At 43.8% G+C, this 13218-nt stretch carries 9 protein-coding genes; all 9 read left to right on the top strand.

The features are described from left to right. Positions 1–11: 11 nt before the first annotated feature. Positions 12–1604, top strand: a complete 1593-nt coding sequence (locus ASL11_RS14625; RefSeq protein ID WP_056615386.1) for a glycoside hydrolase family 43 protein — start codon at positions 12–14, stop codon at positions 1602–1604. Positions 1605–1792: 188 nt separating this feature from the next. Next, the gene (locus tag ASL11_RS14620; RefSeq protein WP_082595450.1) at positions 1793–2509 is read left to right on the top strand and encodes a hypothetical protein; all 717 of its coding nucleotides are present in this window, start codon (positions 1793–1795) and stop codon (positions 2507–2509) included. Between the two features lie 109 nt (positions 2510–2618). Further along, positions 2619–2900, top strand: a complete 282-nt coding sequence (locus tag ASL11_RS14615) for a hypothetical protein (RefSeq protein WP_056615380.1) — start codon at positions 2619–2621, stop codon at positions 2898–2900. A 92-nt stretch (positions 2901–2992) separates the two neighbouring features. Further along, entirely contained in the window at positions 2993–3448 is a 456-nt protein-coding gene (locus ASL11_RS14610; protein WP_056615376.1) for a DinB family protein, read from the top strand. Between the two features lie 154 nt (positions 3449–3602). Next, on the top strand, positions 3603–5930 hold the full coding sequence (locus ASL11_RS14605; protein ID WP_056615374.1) for an AraC family transcriptional regulator: 2328 nt from the start codon (positions 3603–3605) through the stop codon (positions 5928–5930). Between the two features lie 238 nt (positions 5931–6168). Then, positions 6169–7152, top strand: coding sequence for an ABC transporter permease (locus ASL11_RS14600; RefSeq protein ID WP_056615371.1), 984 nt, complete (start codon positions 6169–6171; stop codon positions 7150–7152). A gap of 16 nt (positions 7153–7168) precedes the next feature. Next, positions 7169–8050: a carbohydrate ABC transporter permease gene (locus tag ASL11_RS14595; protein WP_056615368.1), complete on the top strand. Its 882-nt coding sequence runs from the start codon at positions 7169–7171 to the stop codon at positions 8048–8050. 52 nt (positions 8051–8102) lie between these two features. Continuing rightward, positions 8103–9716 (top strand): extracellular solute-binding protein, encoded by a 1614-nt coding sequence (locus ASL11_RS14590; protein ID WP_056615365.1) that lies wholly within the window; start codon positions 8103–8105, stop codon positions 9714–9716. Between the two features lie 82 nt (positions 9717–9798). Continuing rightward, positions 9799–13206, top strand: a complete 3408-nt coding sequence (locus ASL11_RS14585) for a hypothetical protein (RefSeq protein ID WP_056615363.1) — start codon at positions 9799–9801, stop codon at positions 13204–13206. Positions 13207–13218: the final 12 nt, after the last annotated feature.

Genomic DNA, 13218 nt, shown 5'->3' with positions numbered 1-13218 from the left:
AGCACGACAGCATGATTGAAAATCCAATTCTACGCGGCTTCAACCCGGATGCATCGATCATTCGGGTTGAAGATGACTATTATATTGCAACATCTACCTTCGAATGGTTTCCTGGCGTGCTCATTCATCATTCCAAAGATTTAATGAACTGGAGGCCGTTGACACGTCCACTAGATCGGGTAAGTCAACTTGATCTGCGGGGTGTACCAAGCTCAGGCGGTATTTGGGCGCCATCCTTAAGCTACTCCGATGGTACTTTCTATTTGTGCTTTACGAATGTGGTTGGTCGAAAAGGGGTTTATAAGGATCTGCACAACTATATCGTGACAGCACCTTCGATTGAAGGACCATGGTCTGAACCGATCTATCTGAATTCTAGCGGTTTCGATCACTTTTTGTTTCACGACACGGATGGCCGCAAGTATTTGTTTAATATGCAGTGGGATTTTCGCAAAAACAAAAGTAGATTCGCCGGAATCATTATGCAGGAATTCTGTTCTGTTGAAGGCAAGCTGATTGGCGAGATAAAGCTTGTCACGCAAGGGACAGATTTGGGTGTTACGGAAGGTCCAATGGTATATAAGAAGGATGGCTACTACTATTTACTGGTGGCAGAAGGTGGAACCGGGCCGATGCACGCCGCCACCCTTATGCGTTCGACTACCATAGACGGTCCCTATGAAGTTGATCCGGACTACCCGATTATTACAACAAGAAATACGCCTGAGCATCCATTACAAAATGCGGGTCACGGTTCTTTGGTGGAAACGCAGTTGGGTGACTGGTACATGGTATTCATTTGTTCCCGTCCTCTTCAAGACGGGAACAAGCTCAGTCCATTAGGGCGAGAAACCTCCCTGCAAAAAGTAGTATGGACATCGGACGGATGGTTGAAGCTCGCCTCAGGCGGAAAGCAGCCGCAGCTGCATATTCCGGAGACGGAGCTCACGCCGTATCCGTTTGCGCCAGATCCGGTTCGGGATGATTTCGATTCAATCAGTCTTAGCGTGCATTGGCACACACTTCGGGTTCCGGCTGACGAGTCATGGTTAAGCTTATCGGAGCGTCCCGGTTTCTTACGATTAAAGGGACGAGAGTCGTTAACCTCCTTGCACAACCAAAGCCTTGTGGCACGACGTATTCAAAGCTTTCAGTGCGAGATGGTGACATGCGTGGAATTCGAGCCGGTATCCTTTACCCAAATGGCTGGACTGGTCCTCTATTATGATGAGTCTGATCATTATTATCTGCGCATTTCCCATGATGAGCAGCTCGGCAAGCATCTAGCGATTATCGTAAGCGATCAGGGGCAGTATGATGAATTGGACGTTTATGTGCCGATTCCTGAAGGTGAGCGCATCTATCTGAAAGCAGCAATGAATTTCGATAAGATTCAATTCTCTTACAGTACTGACGGTCAGTCGTGGCAACCTATTGGTCCGACGTTGTACTCCGGCAATCTTGCGGACAGTTATCAGCGCAAATTATCCTTTACTGGTGCTTTCGTTGGGCTTTGCGCACAGGATTTGCGAGGAACTCGTCTGTATGCTGACTTCGACTTTTTTGAATATGTATCGGGAAATGAGAGTTCAATAGCTAAATGAAGAGGCAGCCAATCCAAGTGGATTGGTTGCCTTTTTTTCAACAAGTAATGGTCAGATTAATGGAATAAAATGTATGATATAAGGGGCAATAGTTAATAAAGGGGGCAATCCGTATCATTACTCATTACGAACAATTTCAATTAAACACAGTCTCCATTCAAGGGGTTAAACAATTTTACTTCGAGCAATTGCGATTCCCAATTCTTCTTGAAACTAAAGATGAAATATGTTTCCAACCAACTGAAAACTTTAAATTATCGTTTAAAGAAGCTATGGATCCAATAGCTCCAGCTCATTTTGCTTTTGAAGTACCCGTTTCAGAATTTGAAAATGTGGTCAATTTGCTCAAAAGTAAGGGGATTACACTTTTAAAATGGTCTAATGGCAGACATATTGATGATTTCGAAACTGGTAAAAACGTATACTTTCGAGATGGTGATGGTAATCTGCTAGAGATTATCACACATCATTATGTGAGGGAAGGAATACTTACCCCAGCAGGAGACTTAAAATTACTGTACCTTAGAGAAATTGGCTTTCCGGCAGATAGCGTTAAGGAATTTAGAGAATTTTTTGTAGACATTTTTGAGCTGAAACTTGATAAAGTTAGAGATGACTTTACTTTTGCAATAGGCGGTACATCGCATATGGTCATACCTTCAAAAACGAGAAAATGGATACCCATAGAAATGGTTGCTTTACCACCAACTATGAATGTCATATTCGGAGTAAGTAGTACAGATTTTGTTAGTAAGGTTAGTAAAAAACTTACAGATAAAGGCGTGCCATTTTGTATGCGAGATGGTCATCTTAATTTTAATTTTAAAGAGTACAATATTACTTTAAAAGTAACAAATTTCCATCCAGAAATACCCGCACTTTTGAATTTACCTTATTCAACTTAGGTTAAATCCCTCTTGTTTAATTGTATTTGGCAACCCATATAAAATGGAAACTTTTCACACACTCCCTTCGTCTTATTTTTAAAGAACTAAGTGTTGGGAGGATGATACAATGATGTCGAAGAGGAAACAGATTTGGATGATATCCATCACGACATTGTTAGTGATTTATTTGTTTTTCTTTCCCAATCCAACGGCGGAACTAGCGGTTAGGAAGCATTTATTCTTCTCTCTCCATCCAATTAAGGCTCTCAGTGTTCATGTAAAGGAGGCAGGAAGCACATCGTTTGGTGGAGCTAAATTATTCTATGTTGATGAAGTGTCAAAATCATTTATTTGGGTGAAGAAAAATTGGTTAGGTTATCGTGTGATTACGGATGGAACTGGACCCTGATTTATACGAAGCACTGAGGTCCAATACCTGTTCAACTCTAATGGGTAACAGTAGGTTCAAGTAATCGATGAGACGAAGAGGGGGAAATCGAAATGAAGACGATTAAGTGCATGATGGACCACCTGATCTGGGCGGACGGACGCATCTTGGACGCTCTCGAGGAGAGTGAGACGAAGAACAAGGACCTTCTAAAGTTGGTTCGGCACGTCGCGGTCGCGGAACGAGTTTGGCTGTCCCGATTGCAGGGCAAGGGCAGCGCGCAATATTCGTTGTGGGAAGAAGCAGAAGACCTGACGTCGATCCGGACGATGTTTGAAGAAAACGCCGAGCAATATCGCGTCTATATCGAAGGGCTCGAGGAATCCGAGTTGGACAAGATGATCGACTATGCGAACCAGAGCGGGGTTCCGTTCCGAACGTCGGTCCGGGACATCCTGTTGCAGGTCCTCTTACATGGGCAATATCACCGGGGACAAATCAATCGGGCACTTCGGACCGATTCGGCAGAGCCAGCCCAAATCGATTACATCACATTCGCGAGGCTGTAACAGGGCCTGATGATTTATTCAATTCTTAAAAAAGCGCATACATCTGTTAAAAAACTTCATCCAAGTTCCTTCACCCTTCTGATACAGTAAAAAGAGGCGACCTATCTAACGGCTGTCTCTTTTTTCTTTTGCCATAAACCAGAGGAGGATCGTGATGAAAAGCTTACAGGCCTTCTTGAAAAATAAGAATATGTTGATTCGAATCATTTTGTCCTATCTGCTGGTAGGGCTTTTAGTCATTGCCGTGCTGACGTTTGTCATCGCTTCCAAAGTGTCCCGAAATTTAACGGAACAGATTAATCGATCAACGGATACGGCTATTGAACAGTCTTTCAATACAGCGAACATTTTATTGACATCGACATTCACTAATTTCGGAGGTCTGTTTAACGGTCCTGAAATTCAGATGAGCTTTTACAATATGGATTTCAGTACGAGTGAACTTGGTCGAATTGGCAACAAACTCTATGAATTGACAAGTACGAATCCACTGATCCACTCGATCTACTTGTTGAATGATCAGAAGAAGCTGGCTTTCTCATCACTAAGTACCGTCAAATCATTTGAAGATTTCTATGACCTAGATGTACTCAATCTATTGGCTAGTATTCAGCCGAATCGCTCGAACATTTTTTATCCCAGACATATCGATTATGCCATTTATGATAGGAAATATGAGATGAATGTGATTTCTCTCGTATTTCCAAATGCAGTTGGCAAGGTGGCGAATGGCGCGATGGTGCTTAATTTGGACCAGCGTACATTGCAAAGCATGGTCATGAACGGCGCGCAAGGCAGTTTGTTCGAATCCATGATTTTGAATAAACAGGGCACCGTGATTACTCACTCTACCAACGAGATGATCAACACAAATTTAACTGAAGAGTCATATGTTCAGTCGATTAGTAACTCGCCTACACCGAAAGGTTCTTTTGAATTTAAAAAAGAAGGTCGCAATTATCGGGTTTCCTATATCAAATCAGAAAGTTTGGGATGGACGTTCATCGGCTTAATCGATTATGAGAAGCTCCTGAGTGAAGTCAGGGAAACGCAACGGTTTATTTTAATGGTGACTGGCTGTTTACTTCTGATTGTTTTACTTGTAGGCGGATTCTTTACGAAGTGGATTTACAGTCCTATTCATCGTCTCCTTGCGAAAGTGAATCATTCCTCCGGCGGCACCAATAAACTGCAAGGAGAATCCGAGTTGGACGTGCTCGGAAGGACTTTTTATTACTTGGATCATCAGATTCAGGATCTTCAGTTGAGCGTACAGGATTATCGTTCGGCCAAAAGGCATGAGGTGCTTCGTCTGCTGACATCTGGAGGCTGGTCGAATGAAGAGGAGATGGCTAGAAAACTGGCCAGTGTGGGGATCGAATTCACTTATCCGAGATATGTCGTATGCTTGCTCCGACTAGATGCCTACCGTCAGCTGCTAGCCACGTATAAGCAGTCAGATATTGCTTTGCTAAGATATGCGATATCGAATATTGCTGTTGAGGTCAGCTCAAGTCGAATGCCTGCTGTGTGTTTTGACTCTGGCGATGATGGAATCGCAATGATTGTGAACGTACAGATGAGTACGGAGTTAGTGCCGCAACTCACAGAAATGCTGCAGAATATCCAAGACAATGTCGCTCGCTTTCTACATCTATCCGTTTCAATTGCAGTGGGATCGGAGAGCATACGTTTATCGGAAATCGGATCCTCAAGGGAGGCGGCCAAGCTTGCTTCTGCTTATCGCATCATCTTTGGGAACGAAGCCATTATTCATTCAAGCATTGAAATGATAAGAGAGCCGCTGCAAGACAGCCAAGTGTCTGCTATGGAGAAACAGATCACGGATCAGTTAAAGCTCGGGGATATGGCGAGCATCAGAGAGGCTTTTGCTGCCTTCCTTGCCTATACCCGCCAAGCTACGCCTGATGAGTTGATACTCAGCTTGACACAACTGCTCATTTCAACAGCGCGAACAGCTAAAGCAATGACCATGCAGAGCAGCACGGGGTCAATCATGGATATCGGCAGCCTCATGTCTACGCTCAATCAGTGGGAGACGCTAGAGGAAATTGAGGCCTGGTATTTAGAGGTATGTGAGCAAGCCATAGGCGCTAGAGACTTGCAATCGCAGCAGAAGAACAAGTGGATTGTAGATAAAATAATTCAGCATATTCATGAGCATTATGCAGATTCAAACTTAACCGTGGAGTCATTGGTGGAAGTCGGCGGCCTCTCCATGAATTACATGCGCAAAGTGTTCAAAGAGATTGCGGGACAATCGATTACCTCTTACTTGATCGAATTCCGTTTCGCCAAAGCCAAAGAACTGCTCGTTGAAACGGATCTTCCAGCAAACAAAATTGGTGAGATGGTAGGGATGGAAAATACGAATTATTTTTACGTCTCGTTCAAAAAGCATTGCGGCAAGACGCCGGATCACTATAGGAAACATCACAAGTTCAGCGTACAAGAAGCATGATCGTAGGTTTCCAGCAAAATGAGACATGTTTAAATTCCAATGGCGGGCATATGAACTTTGGCACGATAAGTTCATATGTTCGCTTTTTCAGTTGATAAAAGCATATATGAATGAAATTGGTGTAATTTCACACATGGATTTCGGTGAAAATCAGTGATTTTGTCTACATCTTAAACTTTTATGAAGGAGCGATCCAACGTACAGTAGAGTCATCGACCTAGTGAAAGGAGGAAACAAGATGAGCAACACAATGACATCCACACAAACAACGATGAAAGCATCGGAAGCTAAGAAACAACGGGGTACGGTTAGCGCTTTTTTCCATGAGCTGAAAATAAATAAGTTCATGTACGCTTTGGCACTCCCCGGTGTTGTCTGGTTTTTAGTCTTTGCTTATCTACCAATGGGAGGGATCGTTGTCGCCTTCCAAGACTTCAAAGCGGTGAAGGGTATTACTGGCAGTAAATTCGTCGGATTAAAAAACTTTCAATTCTTCTTTAACTCCAGCGATTGGATTAAAGTCGTGAGCAATACGGTATTTCTGAACGTACTGTTTATTACATTCGGAACGATAGCCGCTGTGGCGATCGCGATCATGGTGACGGAGATTGGAGGTAAATGGTTTAAGAAAGTTTCCCAATCCGTTATGATTTTCCCGCATTTTCTCTCTTGGACGGTTGTTGCCATGTTCATGACCGCTTTCGTGGCGACAGACGGAGGATTCTTAAACCAATTCATAGGTATGTTCGGGATTGAACCCATTCAATACTTGTCTTCTCCACACTACTGGCCAGCCATTCTCGTTATGTTGAAAATTTGGCATGGAGCTGGTTTCGGATCCATCGTCTACATGGCCACGATTTCTGGTATCAATCCGGAAATTTACGAATCTGCCGCCATGGATGGCGCGAGCCGCCTCCAAAAAATTCGCTTCATCACGTTGCCGCTTTTGAAACCGACAGTCATCCTTTTAACCATACTTGCAGTCGGGGGCATCTTTAACGGAGATTTCGGTATGATTTATGCGATTATTGGCAGAAATCCGCTTCTTTATCCATCGACAGATGTCATTGATACCTACGTTTTCCGTGCATTGATGGATCTTGGGGATATGGGGATGTCGGCCGCTGTTGGCTTCTTACAATCAATTATCGGTTTCATATTAGTAATCACAGTGAACTATGTGGCTAAGAAAACATCGCCAGACTCGGCTATCTTTTAAGAAATGGAGGCTGCATATGATTCAAGAGAGTTTATCAGATAAGCTGTTGAAATGCGTATTTTATCTCATTCTTGTGTTGTTCTCAATTTACTGTTTGATTCCTTTTATTTCGGTTCTGGCAAGCTCGTTTGCTACAGAAGGCGAGATATTGAAGAAAGGCTATACGTTCTTTCCCAAAGAATTCTCGCTGCAGGCGTACAAATTGATTTTTGAAGATAATACGATCTTCCGCGCATATGGCGTGACCACTTTTGTTACTCTTGCTGGCACGACGTTATCAATGATTTTTACCAGTGCAATGGCTTATGCCATCTCTGTTAAATCTGTTAAATATCGCAATAAAATCGCTTTTTTCGTTTATTTTACGATGCTGTTCCATGGAGGTTTGGTCGCTTCCTATTTGTTAATTTCCAAATATTTGGGAATGAAAGACTCGATATGGGTACTCATCATCCCGAGCATGATCAGCGCTTGGAACATGTTTCTACTGCGAAATTTCTTTGCAACAATTGATGAATCGCTTGCGGAATCCGCAAAGATGGATGGCGCAAACGATGCCTATATTTTATTTCGCATTATTCTTCCAGTTTCGCTGCCCGCACTCGCTACGATTGGGTTGTTCTACGCTTTGAGTTATTGGAACAATTGGTTCAGCGCGTTGCTGTATATCAACGATCCACATAAGTTTCCGCTGCAATATTTGATTCAGCGCATTATGAACAATTTGGACTATATTAATCAGGTTTCAGCCGATGTGAATATCCCCAATTTTGTCCCTCCAGCGATTACAGTTCGGTTGGCTACGACGATCGTTACGATCGGACCGATCATATTTTTGTATCCGTTTTTGCAAAAATATTTCGTCAAAGGTTTAATGGTTGGCGCAGTAAAAGGCTAGTTCCGCTATTGGCGGTTTAGTATAGATGAGGAACATTAGGGAGGATAAAGATATGAAAACAAGAATGGTTTCTACTTCGTTACTGGTAGTAGCAGTAATTACCACGGCTACGGCATGCAGCGATTCCAAACAACCAGAAGCAAGTACTGCTGCTACTGCTGTTACTACCACAGCACCTGCGAAATTAGCACCTGTTACACTGAAGGGGATGCTGTTCGGCGATCCGCCCAAAGATATGCAGCTCGTCATGGATGAATTCGAGAAACGGTCAAAAGACACGCTGAATACGAAGTTGAATATTCAATGGAATCCCAGTGCTGATCATAAGCAAAAAGTGAAGTTGATGATGACTGCTGGCGAAGAAGTTGACTTTGTGTTTGACGCTGATTTCATGAATCTGAAAGAGCTTGTCCCACAGGGTGCTTATGCGCAGCTCGATAAGTATTTTAATAATGATGCTTATCCAGGTTTGAAGAAAGCGTTTACTCCTGAATTTGTAGAAGCGAATAAGCGTTTTGACGGTCATCTGTACACGATTCCGTTCACGCAGTATTTCTATGATTTGCCTGTCGTGTATATTCGCAAAGATTTACGTGAGAAATACGGTTTAGGCAAGATTAATAGTTATGAAGATCTAGAGAATTTCTATAAGAAAGTACAAGAGGCTGATAAAACGCTAACTCCTCTTGCGGTTAAAGGCAATGGCGGCTTTCAGGAAATTTGGACAGGTGAAAATAATACGAAGATTCCTAATGTTGGTACAGTTGGCATTGCTGGCATTCCTATCCTTGTTCAATTATCGGATGATGGGAAGAAAGTGCAAAATATGGCGGCGCTGGGTGACGAAGCTGCAGCGTTTGCGAAGCTGCCAGCTCCCTTCAACACAGCTAAGACTGCTTACCCACAGTACGATAAATGGGCGGAATGGAGTAAGTATTTAGAGAAAGATGTTGTTAGCCAAAAGGATAACAAAGCGTATTTCATGTCCGGAAAAGCGGCTTCTTATTACGGCACAATTAGTTCCTTTGCTGCAGATAGAAAGAAGCTGAAGGAAACGATCTCTACGGCAGATCTGGAGTTTTTCGTGCTTAGAAAAGATATACGTGATATGAAACCCCAAGCCATCAGCACAAACTACAGATCAAATAACTCGATCGCAATTCCTACAACTTCTAAAAACATTGATCGAACAATGAAGTATTTCGATTGGTTGTTCAGTAGTCAAGAAAACCACGATTTAATCGAGTACGGCATTCCAGGGAAACATTGGGAAGCTGTTGGCAGCAATCAAATCAAATTACTGGATGAGTCGAAAAACTATATTTTCAACGCATTTGAAATGTCTTGGAATCCCAACATGATCCGACTTAGCAGCGATTTGGATGAATCATCACGCAAATATTTTGAGTACTCAGCAAAAGCGGATACGTACTATTCAGCTCCGCTAGCCATGTTTACTTTTGACAGTACAAATGTGAAAGCGGAAGTTGCAAGTATTACCTCCAAAACGGATCCATTTATTCAACTATTGAAAGCTGGTCAGATCAAAGACTGGGAATCGCAGACGGCCAAGTTGAGCGGTGAATTGAAAGCCCTTGGTATGGACAAAGTCCGTGCTGAGCTGCAAAAGCAAATCCAAGCTTACTTGGATAAAGGCGGAAAATAATAGGCACGGGGCGACAGTTGAATATAAGTTCAATTGTCGCTTTCTTTTGTCATACTTTTAGAAGTAAATAGGAGTGAATCAGATGGCAAATCAAATAAATATGTTAGAAGAGTGGCATCAGGCAGGCGCCAAAGGCGATTATGGGTATCAGCTGAAAGAGAGCTTGAAACTGGAATTTCCAACCCCAGATGGGTCCGTTGGTTGGTATCCGATTGGTTTTGAAAGAGGAAATGATGCGGCGCTGGATGTCATGGGCTGGCATGGCTTAGAGCTTGTCGTGCATACAGCAGGTGAAGAGACTGAAGTCATTGTTAAAGCAGGATTTATCGACGATCGATCTGTTTCCGCAACAGTCTTGCTGGCAGGAGCGGGAGAGCATCAAGTCAGCATAAAGTTGTCTGATTTTGATATGGAGACATGTAAAGGGAATATTTGGCGCTTTCTCAAACGTTTTGAGTTGTGCGGTGAAGCTGAACTTATTCGGGCGGAACTTCGAAGAGGTCAGAGAATCTATGTGGAAAGCGATGTACGGGGCAAATCCGGTGAGATTGGTGACGAAGTCGTTTATACGATGACGATTCATAATTGCACGGAAGTTAAGCAAAGCGTTACCGTCAAGCAAGTGTTTGAAGGCTGGGAGTCCCTGCTGCCAATCGTCACACCTTCGCGATTCATACTCGAGCCTAATGAGAAACAGGAAGTTACAGCGAAGGTTAACGTACATGAACGCATGGTGCCTGGGGGGCATGAAGCGACGGTACTTCGTTTTATCGCAGGCGGAGATAGTGGAAGTGCCGTTCATGTGGAATTAATAACAATGCGTAGCTTGCAGCATCCTTACATTTATCATAATGAAGAACAATGGAAAGCGGTTAAGACGAAGATCGATACCCACGCTATCTTTAAACCAGGGTATGACAATATCATCGGAGTTGCTGATCGGTGGGAGCTGACTCCGCCGCTGCCTGTAGATGAGAGAGACTACTGCTATGACACAAGTGAAGAATACGGGATTATGTCGGCCGCATATGCGTACGCATTAACCAAGGAATTAAAGTACGCGGAAAAAGTAGCGAAATTCTTGCGTTATTTCATTGATGAAGAAAACGGATATCCGAAAAAGAAGAAGGGATGCAGCCAAAGCTATGTGCAGGAGGGGCACTTTTTCCAGCATTTAGCGATTCCTTACGATATCATCCATGATGCGGGTGTGCTAACCGAGGAAGACCATAGAGGCATTGAAAAATCGTTCCGAATCTACATGGACATTCTGGATCACCATCTCCAAAGAGGTCATATTTCCAATTGGCTCTTATCCGAAATCACAGGTGCCTTGTATTGTGCACTAGCGATTCAAGATATGGAAAGAGCACTTCGCTTTGTTTATGGTGCTGGAGGCTCGATTGATCAATTGAAATACGGTTTGTTTAACGATGGTTGGTGGCATGAATGTTCCGTAGGATACAACACATGGGTCTCCTCCATGTACATCCATACTGCGCATGCGTTACTTCCGTTCGGATATAATCTGCTGCACACGCATTTCAGGATTCCGTTCAATGATGAAGTTAACAGTACCTATGACGGTCAAGAAGCGGAAGTAAGATTCGGCATGTACAACAAGAAGTGGGGAGGCAATCGAAAAAGTTATGTCTGTATCAAAGATTTGTTTGATGCCGTCATTCCGTTTCTCGATGATCGAGGCGTGTTATTCGGCATCAGCGATTCCGATGAGAAGAAGCTGAATGGCGTTCATTTCGGGTCTACGTTTGACTTGGCCTATCAGTATTATCAGGATCCGGAATACATCGCGGTTATTCAGCGTTTTGAACAAGCGGATCCTATATTCGGGCATGCCGAGCTACCAGAGTATGCGTCAACATATACGAAGAAAAACGCTTTTTCAGATAACGTTGGTATCGCCATGTTAAGAAGTCAGACGGAAAACCGAGAGCAAAAAGATCAAATCCAAGCAGTCTTACGATATGGTTCACATGGCTATGCACACGGGCATTTTGATCGCACAGAAGTGCTATCCATTATGCGCCATGGACGCAGTTTCTTTAATCCCGAGCATGTCTGGTGGGGCTATGGGCATTTTATGTATAAGTTTTATGTGCAAAATTCGATGAGCAAGAACATGGTGGTTGTCGATGGGAAAATGCAGGTGCCAAGCGACTCCAAACGCCTGATGTTTTACAGCGGCCATGCGATTCAGGCTACGGCAATCGAAACCATGTCACGATGGTCTTATCCACCGTATGGCGGCATGATTTATAACGACAATGAAACACTAGCAGATCGATGCCTGATGAATGCAAGCTGGCTGCCAGAAGTGAAGGATGCACCGCCATACGGTGCTTTATCGGATTTCACGGAACCGATCTTACAGCGGAGAGTGATGGCGGTTACGGATGACTATTTGGTTTTGTTCGATTATGTAAAAGGAGAGAGTGAGCATCAGTACGATAGCTTATTTCAAATAAAAGGATTTAAAGGGATCCAAGGGGAGGAAGTAAGATATAGCCAGCATACGAGTCAATGGACGGATAATCCTTTGTCAGACGCTCAGTTTATTACCGATTGCCATTGGTATGAAGTCTCTGGCTCAAGTGTCGCTAGCTTCGAGACAGTGTACGGTGAAGGGGAAGATATGCGCGGGAATCGCACAGCACATAATATCCCTGGCGTATTGAAAATGGACGTCCATACCGCTTGGCCACGGCAATCCGTTCAAATTACCGGGAGAGCAGCGGAGCATCATGGTATTACAATCCCATTCGCATACGAAGTGGAAGTTGACGGCGAAGTTCAGGCACAGGGCGAGTTCGGGGCATGGTTACTGGGTGTAGGGAAATGCGATATCGATCTGCAAGGAGCAAAGACGATAAAGTTAAGAGTGAACAACCATCCCATCTATAATGAGCAGAAATATCCACAACGAACCAAACAGGGGCTTTTCTGGGGAGATGCTTATCTAGTCCTGGCAGATGGAAGCAGAAAACCACTATCTGAGCTAACCTTGGTGTGTGAGAATATCGATCTTGGTTTCGGCATTGGCAAAGATTACGAAGACGGACGGGTAACGATTGTTGGCAATGCATATGCGAATGCGATTCCGACGAGTCCTATCGATCATGGCAAGGAAGGAACAATTAGTTTGGATCTGTCTGGGATGGGAGCTGTGCGTTTTGTAGGGCTCATCGGCGCCGACGCGTTTCCTGGCGACGAAGATCAACGCCGTATCACGTATGCAGTCCGAACAGAAGGGCAGATTGGCCGTTTTATTACAGTTGTTGAGCCCTATGAATCGCAAGCGATGGTTGTATCTGTAAAGGCAGTTGATGACAGCACAGTGGAGGTACAGCTGAAGGACGGTAGAACACAAGTACTAACTGTTGACCATATCGAGGCTGAAGATGTATCCGTCCGAATCGTGGAATCCAAAGACGGTCGAATCATCCGTGAAGAACTCGCTTTAGGCAGATAAGGCACAGCAATA

It is taken from the genome of Paenibacillus sp. Soil750, assembly GCF_001428045.1.
Classification (GTDB): Bacteria; Bacillota; Bacilli; order Paenibacillales; family NBRC-103111; genus Paenibacillus_E; species Paenibacillus_E allorhizoplanae.
The sequence above is the reverse complement of the archived record's forward strand: the minus strand, read 5'-3'. Positions and strand labels throughout refer to the sequence as shown.

Excerpts from the sequence above, each read along its gene's own strand:
- ASL11_RS14625 (WP_056615386.1), top strand. The coding sequence starts at position 12 with ATGATTGAAAATCCAATTCTACGCGGCTTCAACCCGGATGCATCGATC.
- ASL11_RS14600 (WP_056615371.1), top strand. The coding sequence starts at position 6,169 with ATGAGCAACACAATGACATCCACACAAACAACGATGAAAGCATCGGAA.
- ASL11_RS14595 (WP_056615368.1), top strand. The coding sequence starts at position 7,169 with ATGATTCAAGAGAGTTTATCAGATAAGCTGTTGAAATGCGTATTTTAT.
- ASL11_RS14585 (WP_056615363.1), top strand. The coding sequence starts at position 9,799 with ATGGCAAATCAAATAAATATGTTAGAAGAGTGGCATCAGGCAGGCGCC.
- ASL11_RS14615 (WP_056615380.1), top strand. The coding sequence starts at position 2,619 with ATGATGTCGAAGAGGAAACAGATTTGGATGATATCCATCACGACATTG.
- ASL11_RS14590 (WP_056615365.1), top strand. The coding sequence starts at position 8,103 with ATGAAAACAAGAATGGTTTCTACTTCGTTACTGGTAGTAGCAGTAATT.
- ASL11_RS14605 (WP_056615374.1), top strand. The coding sequence starts at position 3,603 with ATGAAAAGCTTACAGGCCTTCTTGAAAAATAAGAATATGTTGATTCGA.
- ASL11_RS14610 (WP_056615376.1), top strand. The coding sequence starts at position 2,993 with ATGAAGACGATTAAGTGCATGATGGACCACCTGATCTGGGCGGACGGA.